The sequence below is a fragment of the Pseudomonas sp. URIL14HWK12:I5 genome, assembly GCF_900176445.1.
Taxonomy (GTDB): domain Bacteria; phylum Pseudomonadota; class Gammaproteobacteria; order Pseudomonadales; family Pseudomonadaceae; genus Aquipseudomonas; species Aquipseudomonas monteilii.
In genome coordinates this window covers 394931-413318 of record NZ_FWXQ01000002.1, presented here as the reverse complement: position 1 = coordinate 413318, position 18388 = coordinate 394931, and the positions used below count along the sequence as shown (strand labels likewise).

Annotated in this window: 20 protein-coding genes; 11 read left to right on the top strand and 9 right to left on the bottom strand. The window is 61.5% G+C overall.

The genetic code is table 11. From position 1 onward, the window contains the following. Positions 1-33: 33 nt before the first annotated feature. Positions 34-318, bottom strand: a complete 285-nt coding sequence (locus tag B9A31_RS06475; protein ID WP_026020392.1) for a type II toxin-antitoxin system RelE family toxin — start codon at positions 316-318, stop codon at positions 34-36. Positions 319-437: 119 nt separating this feature from the next. Between B9A31_RS06475 and B9A31_RS06470 the strand changes: the two genes are divergently transcribed. Continuing rightward, positions 438-980, top strand: a complete 543-nt coding sequence (locus B9A31_RS06470; RefSeq protein WP_019097824.1) for a WYL domain-containing transcriptional regulator — start codon at positions 438-440, stop codon at positions 978-980. Positions 981-989: 9 nt separating this feature from the next. Here B9A31_RS06470 and B9A31_RS06465 read toward each other — a convergent pair whose 3' ends face one another. Then, positions 990-1712, bottom strand: coding sequence for a hypothetical protein (locus B9A31_RS06465; protein WP_016711212.1), 723 nt, complete (start codon positions 1710-1712; stop codon positions 990-992). A 77-nt stretch (positions 1713-1789) separates the two neighbouring features. Further along, positions 1790-2086 (bottom strand): DUF3077 domain-containing protein, encoded by a 297-nt coding sequence (locus B9A31_RS06460; protein ID WP_019097825.1) that lies wholly within the window; start codon positions 2084-2086, stop codon positions 1790-1792. Between the two features lie 197 nt (positions 2087-2283). On the opposite strand from B9A31_RS06460, the gene B9A31_RS06455 reads away from it, so the two are divergent. Next, positions 2284-2907, top strand: a complete 624-nt coding sequence (locus B9A31_RS06455; RefSeq protein ID WP_019097826.1) for a glutathione S-transferase family protein — start codon at positions 2284-2286, stop codon at positions 2905-2907. Positions 2908-2959: 52 nt separating this feature from the next. On the opposite strand, the gene B9A31_RS06450 is transcribed toward B9A31_RS06455, so the two are convergent. After that, on the bottom strand, positions 2960-4129 hold the full coding sequence (locus tag B9A31_RS06450; RefSeq protein ID WP_084296746.1) for an MFS transporter: 1170 nt from the start codon (positions 4127-4129) through the stop codon (positions 2960-2962). 94 nt (positions 4130-4223) lie between these two features. Here B9A31_RS06450 and B9A31_RS06445 point away from each other — a divergent pair, with 94 nt between their 5' ends. After that, positions 4224-5135, top strand: a complete 912-nt coding sequence (locus tag B9A31_RS06445) for a LysR family transcriptional regulator (protein ID WP_016711216.1) — start codon at positions 4224-4226, stop codon at positions 5133-5135. A gap of 6 nt (positions 5136-5141) precedes the next feature. Here the strand turns inward: B9A31_RS06445 and B9A31_RS06440 are convergent, their stop codons facing one another. After that, the gene (locus B9A31_RS06440) at positions 5142-5627 is read right to left on the bottom strand and encodes a hypothetical protein (RefSeq protein ID WP_019097828.1); all 486 of its coding nucleotides are present in this window, start codon (positions 5625-5627) and stop codon (positions 5142-5144) included. 409 nt (positions 5628-6036) lie between these two features. Between B9A31_RS06440 and B9A31_RS06435 the strand changes: the two genes are divergently transcribed. The 5 genes from B9A31_RS06435 to B9A31_RS06415 all read left to right on the top strand — a co-directional run bounded on the left by B9A31_RS06435 (position 6037) and on the right by B9A31_RS06415 (position 10654). Beyond that, positions 6037-6276, top strand: coding sequence for a hypothetical protein (locus B9A31_RS06435; protein ID WP_027614998.1), 240 nt, complete (start codon positions 6037-6039; stop codon positions 6274-6276). 64 nt (positions 6277-6340) lie between these two features. Further along, positions 6341-7372, top strand: coding sequence for a 5'-nucleotidase (locus B9A31_RS06430; RefSeq protein ID WP_019097830.1), 1032 nt, complete (start codon positions 6341-6343; stop codon positions 7370-7372). 120 nt (positions 7373-7492) lie between these two features. Beyond that, positions 7493-8263 (top strand): SDR family NAD(P)-dependent oxidoreductase, encoded by a 771-nt coding sequence (locus B9A31_RS06425; RefSeq protein ID WP_025752738.1) that lies wholly within the window; start codon positions 7493-7495, stop codon positions 8261-8263. A gap of 284 nt (positions 8264-8547) precedes the next feature. Further along, complete coding sequence (locus tag B9A31_RS06420; RefSeq protein WP_019097832.1) at positions 8548-9825, top strand: bifunctional O-acetylhomoserine aminocarboxypropyltransferase/cysteine synthase; 1278 nt, start codon at positions 8548-8550, stop codon at positions 9823-9825. A gap of 64 nt (positions 9826-9889) precedes the next feature. Continuing rightward, a complete protein-coding gene (locus B9A31_RS06415; RefSeq protein WP_025752740.1) occupies positions 9890-10654 on the top strand; it encodes a hypothetical protein in 765 nt (254 codons plus the stop codon). 29 nt (positions 10655-10683) lie between these two features. Here the strand turns inward: B9A31_RS06415 and B9A31_RS06410 are convergent, their stop codons facing one another. Together B9A31_RS06410 and glsB are read right to left on the bottom strand one after the other, a co-directional pair. Further along, complete coding sequence (locus B9A31_RS06410; RefSeq protein ID WP_019097834.1) at positions 10684-11139, bottom strand: anti-virulence regulator CigR family protein; 456 nt, start codon at positions 11137-11139, stop codon at positions 10684-10686. A gap of 142 nt (positions 11140-11281) precedes the next feature. Further along, positions 11282-12190 (bottom strand): glutaminase B, encoded by a 909-nt coding sequence (gene glsB, locus B9A31_RS06405; protein WP_016711224.1) that lies wholly within the window; start codon positions 12188-12190, stop codon positions 11282-11284. Positions 12191-12402: 212 nt separating this feature from the next. Here glsB and B9A31_RS06400 point away from each other — a divergent pair, with 212 nt between their 5' ends. Next, the gene (locus B9A31_RS06400; protein WP_084296745.1) at positions 12403-13440 is read left to right on the top strand and encodes a sensor domain-containing diguanylate cyclase; all 1038 of its coding nucleotides are present in this window, start codon (positions 12403-12405) and stop codon (positions 13438-13440) included. Between the two features lie 66 nt (positions 13441-13506). Here the strand turns inward: B9A31_RS06400 and B9A31_RS06395 are convergent, their stop codons facing one another. Beyond that, entirely contained in the window at positions 13507-14376 is an 870-nt protein-coding gene (locus B9A31_RS06395) for a DMT family transporter (RefSeq protein ID WP_016711226.1), read from the bottom strand. A gap of 121 nt (positions 14377-14497) precedes the next feature. Between B9A31_RS06395 and B9A31_RS06390 the strand changes: the two genes are divergently transcribed. After that, positions 14498-15880, top strand: a complete 1383-nt coding sequence (locus tag B9A31_RS06390; protein ID WP_084296744.1) for an aminotransferase-like domain-containing protein — start codon at positions 14498-14500, stop codon at positions 15878-15880. A gap of 8 nt (positions 15881-15888) precedes the next feature. Here B9A31_RS06390 and B9A31_RS06385 read toward each other — a convergent pair whose 3' ends face one another. Further along, entirely contained in the window at positions 15889-18012 is a 2124-nt protein-coding gene (locus tag B9A31_RS06385) for a hybrid sensor histidine kinase/response regulator (protein WP_019097837.1), read from the bottom strand. Positions 18013-18129: 117 nt separating this feature from the next. On the opposite strand from B9A31_RS06385, the gene B9A31_RS27185 reads away from it, so the two are divergent. Continuing rightward, a complete protein-coding gene (locus tag B9A31_RS27185; RefSeq protein WP_019097838.1) occupies positions 18130-18273 on the top strand; it encodes a hypothetical protein in 144 nt (47 codons plus the stop codon). The last annotated feature ends 115 nt before the right edge of the window (positions 18274-18388 follow it).

Below are 18388 nucleotides of genomic sequence, written 5' to 3'. Positions count from 1 at the left end.
CGCTGAGCATATTGTGAATGCACCAGCGTGCCATCATCTAACGCTTTGAGCCGCAGGGTAGACCCCACTGCGCTCGCGCTTACCAACCGAAACCACTACGACAACGATTCGCTCGTCCTCAACCCGATACACCAGGCGATACCCGGAGGCCCTGAGCTTGATTGTGTAGTGGTTCGGCAAGTCACGCAGCGCATCGGCCTGTACCTTGGGCGATTGTAAACGCTCGCCGAGTTTTTTCTTGATCTGCTCACGCACAGTGTGGCCAAGCTTGCTCCACTCCGTTAATGCCGAAGGGAGAAATTCTAGCTTATAGGTCATCCAGAGACACTGAATGCCTCGACCGAAAACTTGGATCCCATTCAGCAAAAGGGTATGCTGAGGCAATAGCCATACGCCATCACTCGACAGGTTTGGCGCCTGCTTCAAGGACGAGCCCTTTGCCCAGCCACCCCACCCGCCATACCATCGCCCGCCAGTGGCAGCTCCTCAAGTTACTGCCCGGCCGCCACCCGGGAATGAGCTCCACCCAGTTGCAGGCCGCCCTGAAGACCGTGGGGCATACCACCAGCAAACGCACTGTTGAGCGCGACCTGGTCGAGCTCGCTGCGCTGTTCCCACTGCAATGCAACAGCAAAGGCATACCTTACGGCTGGTACTGGCAACCGGGCCTGGACCTGAACGAAGCACAACATTTGCAGCCCGACGTACTTGTCTCGCCGCCGCGCATTGAACTGCACGCCTGGGTCGATGACGTACTGGCCCGGCGCCTGGAAGCGCAGCCACTGTCTACGGATATGCAACTGACGCCACAAGAAAATGGCGGTGCCACGCTGCAGGCGAGCGTCGACGACAACCGCGCGCTGATGACCTGGCTGCTGTCCCAGGCCGGTTCGATCCGGGTGCATGCGCCCCATGTGCTGCGCGTGGCCATGCTGGAACAGTTGCGCCAGAGCCTGGCGCTGCACGATGGCGAATGTTGACCGGCGCAGTCAAACCGCGCGACGTCGCGAGAGGCAGGCATACCCAAGGCCCAACACACTGAGCCCCAACACCCCCAGCAACACCATCAGCTCACGGCTGTAGCGGGCCACCGTGGCAGGGAAACCGATGACCTCGTGGTACACCTGTACATTGGCTACACCGTCGGCGTGGCTGATGCTGACCCCGCCTTGGCGGATCTGCGAAAAGTCGGCGTCGAAATACACCCATACCTTGCAGGTGCCACCAGGTTCGATGGCCGGGATATCTACCTGCGCGGTGGCGTTTTCCAGCAGCGTGTCGTTACCGGCAGCATCGCGCACTTGCACCAGCCCTTTGGCTGGCAAGCGAATGCGCACCTGACGTACCTGAGCGTCTCCACTGTTGAGCAACTCGATGAGCAACCCCGTACGGTGATCGACCAGCCCGGCCTCGAACGGTTTGGCGAACAGCTGGGCATAAGGTGCCTGGGCCATTTCGATCAGCCGCTCGACCTGATCATGGCTCAGCCCGCCTTGGTCGATGCTGTTGATACGCCCCTGCAACTGCTCGTACTTGAGCTGTTCGCTGGCCTTGCTGATACGCTCGCTGAACTGGCTGGGGTAAGTGAGGTAAGCATAGGTCAGTGACGCCTCCAGGCGCGGGTTGCCCCTGAGCAGCGCGTAGGCGGCCAACAGGACCATCAGGCCAATCAGCACGGCGACGAGAAGCTTCCCCACCTTGTCCCAGCTCAATGCATGCTTCCTTCTGTGGTGATACGCGTTTCAAACCGCTCAAGGTTGCCAAGTTCGTGGCCCCCAGGCAAGCCTGGCTAGGCGTCACCTTCGCCTTCGCGCGCCTGACGCATCTGCAGCAACTGGCCATCGATCAGTGCCTTGGCCATGCCTGCCAGATAGAACGTGGCTTGCATCATCGCTTTGCGATCACCTGGCCTGTCGATGGCCTTGCGGGTGATTTCGGTGATGCAACCCATGATGCTGGAAGCTTCCATCAGTGCGGTGCGCAATGGCAGCTGAGGTTTCATTTGCACCAGTTCGGCATTGCCAAACCGGCTTGCCGCGCACACGACATTGAGCTTGCTGCTGTTTTGGGGCGTGTCGTTGTCCATGTCCATTCCTCGGGGTTACGAGCGTGCCGAGACTAGGGGGCTACCGGCGCGACCACAATGACCAATGGGGTGGAAAGGGTTACTTTCGGAAATGGACTACAAGAACCGGCTAAAGGGGCGCTCAGTCGCTGATCTGCCCCTTGACCAGCCCTGGGCAGTGGCGGACGATCAACTCCCCCTCTACAAGGACGAACACCATGCTACGGATACTGGGCAGAGCCTCTTCCATCAACGTGCGGAAAGTCCTGTGGGCCTGTGCCGAGTTCGAGGTCGCGTTCGAGCGTGAAGACTGGGGCTCGGGCTTCCAGCCTACCGACCGTGCCGAGTTCCTAGCACTTAACCCCAACGCCATGATCCCGGTGATCCAGGATGGCGACTTTACGCTATGGGAGTCCAACAGCATCATTCGCTACCTGGCCAACCGCTACGGTGCCACCGCGTTCTACCCCAGCGAGGCGCAGGCACGGGCCAGGATCGACCAGTGGATCGACTGGCAGGCCTCGGACCTGAACCGCTCCTGGAGCTATGCATTCATGTCGCTGGTCAGGCATTCGCCCGCCCACCAGGACCCACAGGCGCTTGCCGCCGGCTGCGCCGAGTGGTCACGTTACATGCACATCCTCGACCGCCAGCTGGCCAGCACCGGTGCCTATGTGGCCGGCAGCCAGTTCACCCTGGCCGACATCCCTGTCGGCCTGTCGGTCAACCGCTGGTTCGAAACACCGTTCGAGCACCCGCACTTGCCGGCCGTACGTGATTACTACGAACGCCTGAGCGAGCGCCCGGCCTATCACCTGCATGGTCGCAACGGCACGCCCTAACAGCAAAAAGGAAGACGCCGGGGCTACGTGCAGCCCCGGCGATACCCGCTTCTTACACCGCAACCTGGCCCGCCACCCCCCGACCACGCCAGGCAAACAGCAGCACCATCACCAGCCCCAAAGCCGCCATCGCCGCCCCTGCCAGGGCAATCGCCGAGTAACCCAACCCTGCATTGATCACCGCGCCACCGAGCGCCGCGCCAATCGCATTGCCCAGGTTGAACGCGCCGATGTTCACCGCCGACGCCAGGTTGGGCGCATCCTTGGCCGCTTCCATCACCCGCATCTGCAACGGCGGCACCAGGGCAAAGCTGGCGCCCCCCCAGACCAGCACCGCCAAGGCCGTTGGCAGTGGCCAGGCCAGAACCAGCGGAAACACCAGCAGCACCGCAATCAACACCGCCAACGACAGTATCAGCGTGCGATCGATAGAGCGGTCCGCCGCCTTGCCACCCCACATATTCCCCAAGGTCAGGCCCACCCCGAACAGCACCAGCATGACTGTCACGAAGGTGGTAGACGCCGCCGCCTCGTTCTGCAGGATTGGCGCGATGTAGGTGAACACAGTAAACATTGCACTGGAACCCACCACGGTCAGCAGCAAGGCCGCCAATACCGGGCCGCGGCCCAACACGCGGATTTCTGCCATGGCCCCATCACCCTTGGGCAATGCAACATTGGGCAGCGCATACCAGAGCGTGGTCATCGCCACCAGGCCAAGCCCGGCAATACCCCAGAACGCTGTGCGCCAGCCCAGCATTTCACCAAACCAGGTCGCCAGCGGCACCCCTCCGATGGTGGCCAGGGTCAAGCCCATGAACATCGCCGCCACGGCACCAGCGCGCTTTTCGGGCGGCACCACACTGGCCGCAACGATCGAGCCGATGCCGAAAAATGCGCCGTGGTTCAACGAAGTGACCACCCGGGCCACCAGCAGGCTGGCGTAGTCACTGGCCAGCGCGGACATCAGGTTGCCCAAGGTGAAAATGGCCATCAGCCCGATCAACAGGTAACGTCGCGGGATCTTCACCGTGGCCAGGGTCATCAGCGGCGCGCCAATCAGCACACCGATGGCATAGGCGCTGACCAACAGCCCTGCAGCAGGAATGGAAACGCCAAGGTCGGTGGCGATACTGGGCAACATGCCCATGGGGGCGAACTCGGTGACACCGATGCCGAAGGCACCGATGGCGAGTGCGACCAGAGGTGGATTGATACGCATGGCAAGCTCCTTATCTATGCCGCAAATGCTACAAAGTGTTTAAAAACCGCACTAGACTGCGTTTTTGCGAATCACCTTTGCCTGCGAGACACAAATGGACTTCAGTGGAAGATCCGGAGAGATGGAGATTTTTGCCAGGGTGGCGCAAGAAGGCAGCCTGTCCGCCGCCGCCCGGGCACTGGGCCTGACACCTTCTGCTGTCAGCCGCATCCTCGCCCGCACCGAACAGCGCCTGGGCACGCGCCTGCTGCTGCGCACCACCCGGGCGATCACCCTCACCCCCGAGGGTGAGGCCTACCTGCGCGGTGCGCGGCGGGTGCTGGCCGACATGCTGGAGCTAGAGGACGCCATCACCGACCAAGGCGTGCCACGCGGACGTTTGCGGGTCAGCGCGGCGCTTGGCCATGGCCGCCTGACCGTGGTGCCGCTGCTGGCAGCGTTCAGCGCGCGTTATCCTCAAGTGCTGGTCGACCTGACCCTCAGCGACGAGGTTGCCGACATTCTCGGCGGCCAGACCGACGTGGCGCTGCGCTTCGGTCACCTGCCAGACAGCTCGTTGAGTGCGCGTGCCATTGGCGAAACCGGCCAGGTAGTGGTCGCCTCGCCCGAGTACCTGCAACGCTGCGGTACCCCATTGGTGCCTGAGGACCTGGCCCGGCACAACTGCCTGCGCTTCAACTTTCGCCGCGCCGCGCCCGACTGGCCGTTTCGCCGCAATGGCGAAGTGTTTTCACTGAAGGTGACCGGCAATATCGAATGCAGCAGCGGTGAAGCCCTGGCGCAACTGGCCAGGCTGGGGGCTGGCATAGCGCGCATCGGTACCTTCACCGTGGTCGATGACCTGGCCAGCGGGCAGCTGGTACCGCTGCTGGAGGCGTACAACCCTGACGATCGCGAGCCGATTCATGCGGTGTTCGTTGGCGGCTCTGCGATGCCGGCGCGGGTGCGGGTGTTTGTGGACTTTCTGGTAGAGCAGCTGTCGTGCAGCGTGCGCAGGCCCCTGTAGCGGGCATTAACCAAGCACGTGCAGCCCCAGCGTGAACACCGCCACAGCCAAGGCCACCAACGACACCGCATGACGCTCCAGGTACGCTGGCCAACCGTTCGCTCGCTGGCTCTCGCACTCACACTGGCGTTCGGCCAGGCTGGCCAACCGCGCCTCCACGCTGTCCACGCGGTCTGCCTGGGTGTTTGTCGCCTGTGCGAGCTTCTTCAGCGCCGTGGTCACCGTGTTCGACAGGCCCTCCCTGGCCAGGTTGCCTTCTGCCAGTTGCTGCTGGTGCTGTTCAAGGCGCTTGCGGATAACCCCTTCCTTCTGCACCCGGGCCAGGGTACTGGCCACAAGCTTCTGGTTCAGTGCATCGATACTGGCCTGCAACGTGCCTTGCTCAGCGGCCTGCTGAGGTGAAGTGTCTGCCTGAGCGGTGCTTTCGATCACCTTGTCCACCGTCGGCTTCGCGAGCGGGGTCAAAGTGCTGTGTTCGTGTGGCTGGTTCATCAATTCCTGTCCGGATACAGCGGTAATGGGCGGCAAGCTATCAAAATGGCATCACCGGATCCACTGATGCGTCGCGCATTTGAGTGGTTGGTCAGCATCTAAGAAACCTGACCGGCTTGCTCGAAGCCACGTAAAGCCTCCTGTATATGTCAACTAACCAGCCATATTTGGGCAAAACTGCCCTTCTTCTGCCAACAACAGGCCGATTGCAGGCAAAGCCTTGGCAGAATGGTGCTGCATCCATAACGTGATATCAGATTGCCTTGATTCTGCAGGCTGCCGCACCCAACAAGCCCCGCGGAACCTGCACCATTCCTTTACCTGTACAAGTCACCAATATCGACATGTATTCATAATAGACATATCGTCTCGCTTACCGGCTTGTTGCCACGTCCCAAGGAAACATTAAATGGAAGCGCTGGAAATCTCCCTGTTGTGTGTCTGCGGCATCACCCTGCTGCTTGTATGCCTGCAATCCGTCCGCCAAGGCGAGATGTGGAACTTGCTGCAGAGCGACCGTGAACTGGAGCAAACCGCCCGCCTTCACAAACAGGAGAACAGTACGTTGCACGCGGCCCTGCGCGCAGAGCGCGAACATGTGAGCCAGTTGCAGTACCAGATTCAAGTGCTGCTCGGGCTGACGCCGTAGGCCTGAGGGCTTTACACACAGCGTACGCGTACACTTGCCCCAGGCCACTTGCAGGAGCAGCTTCATGCCTTACCCCATTGAACAGAAACTGGTCATCGGCGTTGCCTCAAGTGCGCTGTTCGACCTCACTGTCTCAGACGACATCTACAAGACCCAAGGGGTCGAGGCCTACCGTCAGCACCAGGAAGACAACCTGGACGAACCGTTTCCCCGGGGAGTGGCGTTCCCGTTCATTCGCCGCTTCCTGAGCATCAACCAGGCCTTCCCCGACCAATTGCCAGTGGAAGTGGTGCTGCTCTCACGCAACTCGCCGGCAACCGGCCTGCGGGTGTTTCGCTCGATAAGCCACTACCAGCTGGACATTACCCGCGCGGCGTTCATGTCGGGCCGCTCGCCCTATGAATACATCCCGGCGTTCAATGCCTCGCTGTTCCTCAGTGCCAACGAGGAAGATGTGCAAAAGGCCATCGACGCCAACTACCCGGCTGGGCGGGTGCTGCCCACACGCATCTACGACGATGAAATAGACACCGAGCTACGGGTGGCCTTCGACTTCGATGGCGTGATTGCCGATGACGAGGCAGAGAGCGTGTACAAGCGCAACGACAACCTGAACGACTTTCAGGAACATGAGCGCGTACACAAAGGCACCCCGCACTCGCCAGGGCCCTTGGCAGACTTGTACCGCAAACTTTCACTGATTCGCATGCTGGAGGATCGCAAGCTGGCAGAAGACCCGAACTACAAGCGGATTCTGCGCATCGCCATCGTCACGGCACGCAACGCCCCCTCGCATGAGCGTGTGGTGACGACCTTGAAGGATTGGGGCGTGTCGCCGGATGAATGCTTCTTTCTAGGCGGGATGGAAAAGCCCAGGGTGCTGTCGATCCTCAAGCCACATGTGTTCTTTGACGACCAGCGCACTCACTTGCAATCGCCTGCCGGGAATCTGCCAATGGTGCATGTGCCATTCGGGGTGGCCAACAGGCACGCGACGCCGAAGCTTTCTCACACAATCACGGCACCTGCTGAAACTGTGCAAGCTGAACACTCAGCGCAAGATGCGCCAGTAGCCACTATTTTGCCGGCAACGTAGACTAGCTGTGCTGCGCTACGCAGCCGTCACAACCTCGGACCCGGAAAGGCAGAACTCCAGTAGCAGGACTGTGAAACGAACCTGCAAGGGTGATCAAAAGTGTCTCACGAAGCGCGCTCAATGGCTTTGATCCCCGGACTGACCGGCAAAGCCAGTGTGTTGGTCTGCGGTGCAAGCCGAGGCATAGGCCTGGCGCTGTGCACGGCATTGCTGGCCCGCGACGATGTAAGCCGGGTCTGGGCCGTGGCGCGGCACGCCAGCGCCGCTGACGGGCTGCTTGCACTTGCCCAGGCACATGGCGAACGCGTGGTACTCCTGGACTACGATGCGCGCGACGAGCTGGCACTTACCGCGCTTGCAAGCGAGGTGGGCATTGCCTGCACGCACCTTCATCTGGTGATCAGCACACTCGGCCTCCTCCACCAGGAGGGGGCCAAAGCCGAGAAGTCGCTGGGCCAATTGGGCCTCGCCAGTTTGCAGGCCAGCTTCGCCACCAATGCGTTCGCCCCCATCCTGTTGCTCAAGCACCTGCTGCCATTGCTGCGCAAACAGCCCGCAACCTTTGCAGCGCTGTCGGCCAGGGTTGGCTCGATCGGCGACAACCGACTGGGTGGCTGGTACAGCTATCGTGCGAGCAAGGCGGCGCTGAATCAGCTACTGCACACGGCAAGCATCGAGCTGAAACGCGTCAACCCTGCGGCTACCCTGTTGGCACTGCATCCGGGAACCACCGATACCGAACTGTCGCGACCGTTTCAGGGGAACGTGCCGGAAGGGAGGCTGTTTGAGCCGGCATTTGCCGCACAGTGCGTGATCGAGCAGGTGGGGCGGCTTGGGCCGGCAGAGAGTGGAAGCTTTTGGGGGTGGGACGGCGAGCGGATCGTGTGGTGAGTGCACTCGCGCCGGGTGCACTGTTGCAGCCCGGCCGAGGCAGTGCGTTCCGCGGAAAAGGTGTTTCGACTTCATTGGAACGCTCCACAAGGCTAGATCTGCCGCCCACCGTGGGCCGGTGCGGCAGCGGGCGGATTCTAGAGCGGCGGCATGATGGCCCGGGGAATCTTTGCCTATCTTTACAATCTGCCCAGGCCCAGTGAGCGCCGGCACGACGCCCTTGACCCACGCCCTCGCACCACCGCATGCTCGAACGCTTCCACCCACGCTCAAGGAACGATTGCATGAAGCTGGAAACCCTCGCCGTCCATGCGGGCTTCAGCCCCGACCCGACCACCCGGGCGGTGGCCGTACCCATTTACCAGACCACCTCCTTCGCCTTCGACGACACCCAGCACGGTGCCGACCTGTTCGACCTGAAGGTGGCCGGCAACATCTACTCGCGCATCATGAACCCCACCAACGACGTGCTGGAGCAGCGCATGGCCGCCCTCGAAGGCGGGGTTGGCGCGCTGGCGGTGGCCTCGGGCATGGCAGCCATCACCTACGCCATCCAGACGGTCGCCGAGGCCGGCGACAATATTGTCTCGGTGGCCAAGCTGTACGGTGGTACCTACAACCTGCTGGCCCATACCCTGCCACGCATGGGCATCCATACCCGCTTCGCCGCCCATGACGACATCGCGGCCCTCGAAGCGTTGATTGACCCACGCACCAAGGCGGTGTTCTGCGAGTCCATCGGCAACCCCGCCGGCAATATCGTCGATATCGCTGCACTGGCCGAAGCCGCCCACCGCCATGGTGTGCCACTGATCGTCGACAACACCGTGGCCACCCCAGTGCTGTGCCGCCCATTCGAACATGGTGCGGACATTGTCGTGCATTCGCTGACCAAGTACATCGGCGGCCACGGCACCAGCATCGGCGGCATCGTCATCGACTCCGGCAAGTTCCCCTGGGCGGACAACAAGGAGCGTTTCGCCCTGCTCAACACACCCGACCCTTCCTACCACGGCGTCACCTATACCGAAGCCTTCGGCCCCGCCGCCTTCATAGGTCGCTGCCGCGTGGTGCCGTTGCGCAACACCGGCGCCGCGCTGTCGCCGTTCAACGCCTTCCTGATCCTGCAAGGCCTGGAAACGTTGGCCCTGCGCATGGAACGCCACACCGAAAACGCGCTGAAGGTCGCCCATTACCTGCAGGCTCACGAACAGGTGGCCTGGGTGAAGTATGCCGGGCTGCCGGACCACCCCGAGCATGAACTGGCCCAGCGTTACACCGGTGGCAAGCCCGCCTCGATCTTGTCGTTTGGCATCAAGGGAGGCCAGGCGGCCGGTGCACGCTTCATCGATGCGCTGCAACTGGTGGTGCGCCTGGTGAACATCGGCGACGCCAAGTCGCTGGCCTGCCACCCCGCCTCCACCACCCACCGCCAGCTCAACGATGAAGAGCTGGAAAGGGCCGGCGTGCCACGGGACATGGTACGTTTGTCGATCGGCATCGAGCACAGTGACGACATCATCGCCGACCTCGCCCAGGCCCTGGAGGCCAGCCGCACCTGATTCATCCGCGCCCCACCCAATGCTGACGGCGGGCGCACCTTTACCGAGCCTGGACACCCCCGCAATGACCCTGTTCTACCTGAAGCTGATTGTCACGCCCCTGCTGATGTGGGCCATTTCCCTTGCCTCGCGGCGCTGGGGCGGCCTGCTGGGTGGGCTGCTGTCCGGCCTCCCGATCACCTCCGCGCTGGTGATGACCTTCCTGTGCCTGGAACAGGGCACAGCCTTCGCCTTGGGCGCATTGCCCGGCGCGCTGGGCGGCCTGGCGGCGGTGCAAGCCACCTATATGTTTTACCTGTTGGCCACACGCAGTCTCGGCCTCGCCCAGGCAGTGCCGCTGGCTTTGCTGTTTTACGGGCTGGCTGCCTATGCGTTTACTCACTGGGGCAACCTGTACCTGTCGATTGCCGTGGCGCTGGTGCTGATCGGCGTGCTGATACGCGCCAGCGGTCACGAGCCCAAACCCGATACCCTGGCCCGCCCCCGGCACCGGTACTGGGAGATCCCACTGCGAATGGTAGCTGCCACGTCCCTGCTGATGATCACCACCCGCCTGGCCAGCTGGCTGGGCCCGGCAACCAGCGGGATGCTGGCGCCGATTCCAGTGATTGCCTGGCCGCTGGTGGTGTTCGCCCATGTGCAGAATGGCCGGGCCGGCATGGCGGCCATGGTGCGGGGCAATGCGATTGGGGCGGTGGGCGTAATTGCGTTTTACCTGGTGCTGGCAGCATTGCTCGACACGTGGGGCGTTACCGTCGCCATCAGCCTGGCCATGCTCTGCGCCGTGGCGCTGACCGTTGGGCTGGCCACGGTATTGCGGCGGCGCTGACTAGCCTGCGCGGGGTGGCTCAGCACTGCTCAGTCGAACGCCCCGTTCAACACTTCGTAAATAATCCCGGTTGCCGCAGCGACAAGTATCAGGTCCGCACCCGCCTGCATCCACTCATAGCCATCGTAGTGAGGCAACTGTCCCAGCAAGCGACCATCCAGCTTCTTGGCGATGCCGGGCGGCAGCGGCTTGCCACGCGCCAGGTTCTTCTGAATGCCGGGCGGCAATGCAGGCCCTGGGCTCCAGTAACTGCGGTGACCGCCAAGAATAGCCAGCACATCGCCGCGGTCGATGGACGGGCCACCATGCCAATCGTTACCGCCCTTCCCCTGCTTGTGGCTACCTGCATTGCCCTGGCCTTGAGCATGCTGTGCCTTGCCGTGCCCCTGCCCTTTGCCGTTACCTGGGTCGGCAAAGGTCGGGCCAGCGGCAAATGCCACTGCCAACGCAGTCAGCAGGGCTGTCAGGTGTGATGTTTTGGCCATGGGAGCATCCTTCGCAAATGAGCGTTGCCCAAACTATAGACGGTGAACAGCGCTAACCGGCACTGCTCGCCCACATCGAACTCCGCACAACCGGGCCTCGTCACGCATGGCTACGGGGTTGCCCTGCGCATCCGCCCACTGATCAAAACACCGACCAGCCAATCCGCGAACTCAGCAACTCCAGCGCCGCCATCCCGGCGAGGGAGTTGCCCGCCGCATTCAACTCCGGTGACCACACGCACACCGTGAATTGCCCCGGCACGATCGCCACAATCCCGCCCCCCACGCCACTCTTGCCAGGCAACCCCACCCGATAGGCGAAATTCCCTGCTTCGTCATACAGTCCGCTGGTGGCCATGATCGAGTTCACCTGTTGCGTCTGGCGTCGGGTCAGAATCTGCTCACCGCTGTGCTTGCAGAATCCATCGTTGGCCAAAAAGCAGAACGCCCGGGCCAGATCCAGGCAGTTCATTTGCAGCGCGCAGTAACTGAAGTAACTGCGCAGCACAGCTTCCACCTCGTTATGGAAGTTGCCAAAGGACTGCATCAGGTAAGCCATGGCCGCGTTGCGCGCGCGGAATTGATATTCAGAATCTGCAACACGGGCATCGATCGAGATGTGGGGGTTGCCCGAGAGCCGTCGTACGAAATCGCGCATCGACAACGTGGGTGCTGCAAAGCGCGACTGGTTGATATCACAGATCACCAACGCACCCGCATTGATAAAGGGGTTGCGTGGGCGACCGCGCTCGAACTCCAGCTGCACCAGCGAGTTGAACGGCTGCCCCGAGGGCTCATGGCCAAGCCGCTCCCAAATGGCTTCACCCGAGTGCCCGATCGCCTGAACCAGGCTGAACACCTTGGAAATACTCTGCACCGAAAATGGCACCAGGGCGTCGCCCGCGCAGTGATAGCTGCCATCATTGCCGTAGACTGCGATGCCCAACTGGTTCGCCGGCACATCGGCCAGCGCAGGAATGTAGTCCGCCACTTTGCCCTTGCCGATCAAGGGACGTACTTCTTCAAGAATCTCATTCAACAGCGTTTGCATGGAAAGCCCTGTATCAGTCCCCAGACGACGGCTAAGAGGTAGCCTTCTTGACGAAGGTCGAGCGGAAGAAATCACACATTCGGCAAGAAATGCCGCTTTACCCTGTGGCCTATGGCTCGATGCCCTAACCTATGCTGTGCTTGGTTCGCCGATGCACAGAACGTGCAACCGCCAGGTGCAGTGGCCGCTAACCAAGGAATGGAGGACCAACGATGCCAGCTTGCCCCCTACCCGCTGACGAAGTGCTTCGCCAGCGCACGCTCGATGACATGAACCTGGTCGATACACCCGCCGAGCATTACCTCGATACCTTGGTACGGCTCACCCAGGACCTGGCCCATGTGGACACCGTGCTTATCAGCCTCATCGACCAGGACCGGCAGTGGTTCAAGGCCCGGATAGGGCTTGAGGCAAGTGAGACGACGCGCAGTGTTTCGTTCTGCGGCTACGCCATTCTCGGTGACGATACGTTGATGGTCCCCGATGCCACGTGCGATACGCGATTCGTCGACAATCCGCTCGTGCTCAACGCGCCCTATATCCGCTTTTACGCCGGCCACCCGTTGCGCGCCGGCAACGGCAAAGCCATCGGTACGCTGTGCATGTTCGACCCCCAGCCACGCGTGCTCAGCGAGGCACAACAAGCGAACTTCAGGGACCTGGTCACGCTTGCCGAGGGATATCTGCAGCTGCGCACCCTGGCACAGGTGAACCGCGACCTGCGCCTTGAAATGGATCGCGAGCAGCGCAAAGCCCTGCTCGACCCTTTGACACAACTCTGGAACCGCGGCGCGTTGTCCGCGTTTGAAGCACATGAACGGCGCTTGGCCGAGGTGAACGGCTTACAGTTGGGGGCGGTTTATGCCGACCTCGATCATTTCAAAGCCATCAACGACAAGCACGGCCATGGCGGTGGTGACAAGGTGCTGTGCGAAACTGCCCGCCGCCTGCGCGCTGCACTGCGCCCCGAAGACCTGCTCGTGCGACATGGGGGTGAGGAGTTCGTCGCGATTTTGCAGGTCAAGGACAGCGAAGAGCTCCAGCGGATTGCTGAGCGCATTCGGGAACAGGTGGGTGCAGGGGCGATGCAGATGCCCAGTGGTCAATTGAAGGTAAGCCTGAGCATAGGGTGCACCCTGTTTGCCAAAGGTGAAACGCTGGATGACGCACTGGAGCGCGCCGATAAGGGGCTCTATACCGCCAAACAGAACGGGCGTGATCGGGTTGTTTATGTAGCGCCGCCTTGTTGAGACGAGCACGGTCCGGGCTGTGTGGCGGTATGCTCGCCCTGCTTGCAACGACCCAGGCGTAATCACTTATTGGGCGTACTTCCTGGCCCCGGCCACGCAGATCACAGCCCCCAGCGTCACCACCAGCATCAACCAGCTGACCTGCTCGTGCAGCAGCAACGCCGCCAGCCCAAGCCCCATGAACGGCTGAAACAGTTGCAGCTGCCCCACAGCCGCAATGCCCCCCTGGACAAGCCCCCGGTACCAGAACACAAAGCCAATCAGCATGCTGAACAGCGAAACGTAGCCAAAGCTGAACCACGCCGGCGCACTTACCTTGGCAAAGGCATCAGGTGCCGGAAAATTAACGACCGTCAGCAGCAGCATGAACGGCAACGCCACCAGCAATGCCCAACTGATCACCTGCCACCCGCCCAATGTGCGCGACAGCCGCGCCCCTTCTGCATACCCCAAGCCACACACCACCACCGCTGCCGTCATCAGCAGGTCGCCCACCAACGACCCTTCGCCGCCATTCATCAACGCATAGCCCGCGACCAGCCCGGCCCCCATGAACGAGAACAGCCAGAACAACGGCCGAGGCCGCTCACCGCCCCGCAAAACGGCAAACCCAGCAGTACACAGCGGCAGCAGCCCGACAAAAACAATGGAATGGGCAGAGGTGACATGCTGGAGCGCCAGTGCCGTCAGCAACGGGAACCCGATGACAACGCCCAGCGCTGTTACCGCCAATGACGCCAAATCACCCCGCTTCGGCCGAGGCTGGCGCAGCACGATCAAGAACAGCGCACCCAACAAGGCGGCAATGGTGGCCCTGGCACAGGTCAGAAACGTCGGTTCAAAGTCCGCCACGGCCACGCGGGTTGCCGGCAACGAGCCCGCAAAAATGGCGACGCCTATGAAGCCATTGATCCACCCGCTTGTTGATCTTTCCATCGTTCATTCCTCGATGAGCCAGGCGTCAGTACATCACTGACGGGCTCACCCAGGCCATGTACAATCCAATACAGTTAAACCGAACTGTTATGCATATTAATCCAGCACAGTTGAGGGCGCGATGAAACGCAGCGGCACGCGAATTCGAACGGTCATGGCCGAGATCCAGTCCAGGATCGCCTCTCGCACCTACACCCCCGGCGCAAGAATTCCATCCGTCCGCGCCATGGCCCAGACCATGCAGGTGTCGGTTTCTACCGTGCTTGAGGCCTATGAACGGTTAATGGCCGAGGGTGTACTCAGCGCTCGCCCCGGCTCCGGCTTTTACGTCGCGGGCCCAGTGGCGCCATTGGCGCTGACCGAACTTGGCCCCAAACTGGATCGTGTCGTCGACCCGCTGTGGATCTCGCGCCAGTCGCTTGAAACCTCCCTCGATGCGTTGAAACCCGGTTGCGGGTGGCTACCGCCTTCCTGGATGTACGAAGCGGGTGTGCGTAAAGCGCTTCGCATGGTTGCCCGCTCTGACGCGTCAAAACTGACGGAGTACGCTTCACCGCTTGGCTATCCACCGCTCCGGCAGTTCCTGTCGCGGCGGCTGGCAGGCATCGGGGTCGAAGCCCCGCCTGAACAGATCATGCTCACCGAGTCCGGCACCCACGCCATCGACCTGATTTGCCGTTTTCTGCTGGAACCAGGCGACACGGTGCTGGTGGACGACCCCTGCTATTTCAACTTTCACGCATTGCTGAAGGCACATCGGGTGGAGGTTGTAGGCGTGCCCTACACACCGACCGGCCCGGACATCGATGCATTCGGCGCTGCCCTGCTCGCGCATGCGCCCCGGTTGTACATCACAAATTCCGGCATCCACAACCCGACCGGGGCCACCCTGTCGCCGGTCACGGCACACAGGCTGCTGAAGCTGGCCGACACCTCCAACCTGGTGATTGTCGAGGACGACATTTTCGGCGACTTCGAACATACACCCGCGCCACGCCTGTCTGCGTTCGATGGCTTCTCACGTGTCATCCAGATCGGCAGCTTTTCCAAAACCATTTCCGCTTCAATCCGCTGCGGCTACATTGCTGCGCGCGGTGAATGGATCGAGGGCCTGGTCGACCTCAAGATTGCGACCACCTTCGGCGGTGGGCGCCTGGCGGCCGACATCATCCACCACGCGATTACCGATAGCGGGTACCGAAAGCACATGGAGAGCGTGCGCGTTCGGTTGGCCGAGCAAATGGACAAAACGGTAGCCAGGCTTCAGGCGCTTGGTATCAAGCCCTGGATCATACCCCAGGCTGGCCTGTACGCCTGGTGCCAGCTGCCGCAAGGCAAGGATGCAGCAACGCTGGCCAAGGCTTGCCTGAATGAAGGGGTGGTGCTGGCGCCCGGGAATGCCTTTAGCCAGTCCATGACTGCGGGGGATTTTCTGCGGTTCAACGTTGCGCAGTCGGGGGACGCCAGAATCTATGACGTGTTGAAACGGGCACTGGGTGCCTAGTGGCCCGATCAAACCATCTCGCTACCTCGGTCATCCGTTACCGAAGGCCTGCCCAGATTGATCCGAGCGCCAAACATCGCGTGAACGTTGGCGATCAAATCCTCCATCGCGAATGGCTTGATCAACACGGCCGATGCGTTGCGCAATACCTCATCCTCAAACACTGAAGGGCTGGCGTAACCGGTCATGAAAATGACCGGTAACGCTACACGCGTTTGTCGCCCGAATTTCGCCATCTCCCGGCCGTCGAGCCCTCCCGGCAGGCCGATATCAGTCACCAGCAAATCGATGCGAGTGTCAGAAGCCAGCAGTTGCAGCCCGGCCTGGCTATCAGCGGCCTCGATAACCGTGCACCCCAAACCACTGAGCACTTCACTGACAAACAAACGCACAGAGGGCTCGTCATCCACAATCAGCACATTGCGGTCAGACCATTGGGGTGAAAAATCGGGGTGGGTCTCTGCCGGGCCGGTGTTTTCAGGCTGCCCTTGATCGATTGGCAGAAAAAGCTGCACCCGGGTTCCTGCCCCTTCTTCGGAAGCAATCCTGACTTGCCCGCCCGACTGCTTGGCAAAGCCATATACCATCGACAACCCCAGCCCTGTGCCTTCGCCCATCGCTTTGGTAGTGAAGAACGGCTCGCACGCTTTCGACAGTGTTTCGGCCGACATTCCCATGCCATTGTCCGCCACACTGATGGCCAGGTACGAACCCGGCTGCAGCTCGGCATCCAGGCCCGGGCCTGCCTCAAGGGCCTCGTTTGCAGTGGTGATGATGATATTGCCTGCACGATTGCCAATGGCATCCCGTGCATTGATGCAGAGGTTCAGCAGCGAGTTCTCGACCTGAACCGGGTCTACCAGGCAGGTGGAAAGCTGCGCTTTCAAATCGACTTTCAGATGAATCATTGGTCCGACGGTGCGCCGCACAAGGTCCTCCAGGCCGCCTATCAGGCCATTGACCTCCGTACGGGTGGCCTGCAAAGGCTGGCGGCGTGAAAATGCCAGCAACCGATGGGTCAGGGCCGCCGCCTTGTGCGCCGCCCGGTGCGCGACCTCAATGTAGCGCTCGACGTCCGCCAGCCGCCCTTGCTTGCCCCGCAGCCTGGCCAGGTCCAGGCTGCCGGTGATGCCTGCCAGCAGATTATTGAAGTCGTGTGCGATACCGCCCGTGAGCTGGCCTATCGCTTCCATTTTTTGCGATTGGCGCAGCGCCTCTTGCGCGGCCTCACGCTGGGCCACGGCTTCGCTGATGCGCTCTTCCAGCGTGCGGTTGAGGTTCAAAAGCGCGGCCTCGGCCTGTTTTCTTGCGGTAACGTCTATGGAAGAACCGATGAGCCCTATGACGTTTCCCGCCTCATCGAGCAAGGGGGCCTTGACGGAGAGCCATGTCGTTGCAGAACCGTCCGGCATGTCGACCCGCTCCTCGACCTGCACAGCCTTGCCGCCACGCATGATCTGCTGGTCGGTCTGCATCACCTGGCGCGCCTGCGCCTTGTCTTCGAGGAATTCGAGGTCCGTCTTGCCCAGGTAGAATTCTGGCGGTTTGCCGATCAGTTGCGTTGCCCCATGGTTGGCAATGAGCATCCTGCCTTCCAGGTCTTTTGCATACACAACCCCAGGCACTGCGGCAGTAAAGGTACGCAACAACGCCGATACGCGGTCTCGCTCAGCCTCAGCTGCCCTTCGCGACTCGATGTCCATGAGCACGCCAGGGAAGCGTATGGCCTGCCCTTCGGCATCCAGCTCGGCATGCCCGTTGGCCTCGATCCAGTGATACAGCCCGGCTTCGTTACGGACGCGATATTCACAACGGAACGTACCACCTCGAGAAATCGCTTCATGGATATCCCGGGAAACGCGCTCACGATCACCCGGGTAGATCGAGTTGAAGGCTTCGGCGATTGGAATGCCCGCTTCACACTTTTGAGCAGGAATGCCGAAGGACCGGGAGAAACGTTCGTCTGCCGTTACCCGGTCGTTCGGAATATCCCAGACCCACGTACCCACGACCGCAGCGGCGTCCAGCACCAGACGCAGTTGTTCGGACGAATGTTCCGTAACAACCTCGTTCGCAGACCGCACACCTGCTGCTGGCAGTGGGCCCAGCGGGTCGATCCCATCTTTATCCATGACTCACCTCTGTGGCTTGCTCCACATCATAGTCTCACGGACGACAGAAACCGAATTGAACAGCCTGCCCGGTCACACGGCCTAATGCTTTGCAGCCCATTTGCGAGGAGCCAGATCATGATCGACCCCAAACATCCCGACCCGTACGTTGACGAGGTGCCACACAACCCTGGCGAACCGATACCCAAGCCTGAACCGGAGCAGGAGGCCCCTGATTGGCCAGACGGCCAGGTACCGCCGGAAGAGCAGTCCGACGGCTGAGCCTTGGGGCACACGCAAAAGGCCCGCGCCAAGGACGCGGGCCGTTCAGCGAAATGCCAGGCCGGTGAACAGTGGAGTATTCGCCTTCATCCCCAATTTCCTTTTGCTGTGAAGG

Bases quoted from the DNA above. Each gene is read 5' to 3' on its own strand.
- B9A31_RS06475 (WP_026020392.1), bottom strand. From the start codon at position 318: ATGACCTATAAGCTAGAATTTCTCCCTTCGGCATTAACGGAGTGGAGC.
- B9A31_RS06460 (WP_019097825.1), bottom strand. From the start codon at position 2,086: ATGGACAACGACACGCCCCAAAACAGCAGCAAGCTCAATGTCGTGTGC.
- B9A31_RS06455 (WP_019097826.1), top strand. From the start codon at position 2,284: ATGCTACGGATACTGGGCAGAGCCTCTTCCATCAACGTGCGGAAAGTC.
- B9A31_RS06450 (WP_084296746.1), bottom strand. From the start codon at position 4,129: ATGCGTATCAATCCACCTCTGGTCGCACTCGCCATCGGTGCCTTCGGC.
- B9A31_RS06445 (WP_016711216.1), top strand. From the start codon at position 4,224: ATGGACTTCAGTGGAAGATCCGGAGAGATGGAGATTTTTGCCAGGGTG.
- B9A31_RS06440 (WP_019097828.1), bottom strand. From the start codon at position 5,627: ATGAACCAGCCACACGAACACAGCACTTTGACCCCGCTCGCGAAGCCG.
- B9A31_RS06435 (WP_027614998.1), top strand. From the start codon at position 6,037: ATGGAAGCGCTGGAAATCTCCCTGTTGTGTGTCTGCGGCATCACCCTG.
- B9A31_RS06430 (WP_019097830.1), top strand. From the start codon at position 6,341: ATGCCTTACCCCATTGAACAGAAACTGGTCATCGGCGTTGCCTCAAGT.
- B9A31_RS06425 (WP_025752738.1), top strand. From the start codon at position 7,493: ATGGCTTTGATCCCCGGACTGACCGGCAAAGCCAGTGTGTTGGTCTGC.
- B9A31_RS06420 (WP_019097832.1), top strand. From the start codon at position 8,548: ATGAAGCTGGAAACCCTCGCCGTCCATGCGGGCTTCAGCCCCGACCCG.
- B9A31_RS06415 (WP_025752740.1), top strand. From the start codon at position 9,890: ATGACCCTGTTCTACCTGAAGCTGATTGTCACGCCCCTGCTGATGTGG.
- B9A31_RS06410 (WP_019097834.1), bottom strand. From the start codon at position 11,139: ATGGCCAAAACATCACACCTGACAGCCCTGCTGACTGCGTTGGCAGTG.
- glsB (WP_016711224.1), bottom strand. From the start codon at position 12,190: ATGCAAACGCTGTTGAATGAGATTCTTGAAGAAGTACGTCCCTTGATC.
- B9A31_RS06400 (WP_084296745.1), top strand. From the start codon at position 12,403: ATGCCAGCTTGCCCCCTACCCGCTGACGAAGTGCTTCGCCAGCGCACG.
- B9A31_RS06395 (WP_016711226.1), bottom strand. From the start codon at position 14,376: ATGGAAAGATCAACAAGCGGGTGGATCAATGGCTTCATAGGCGTCGCC.
- B9A31_RS06390 (WP_084296744.1), top strand. From the start codon at position 14,498: ATGAAACGCAGCGGCACGCGAATTCGAACGGTCATGGCCGAGATCCAG.
- B9A31_RS06385 (WP_019097837.1), bottom strand. From the start codon at position 18,012: ATGGATAAAGATGGGATCGACCCGCTGGGCCCACTGCCAGCAGCAGGT.
- B9A31_RS27185 (WP_019097838.1), top strand. From the start codon at position 18,130: ATGATCGACCCCAAACATCCCGACCCGTACGTTGACGAGGTGCCACAC.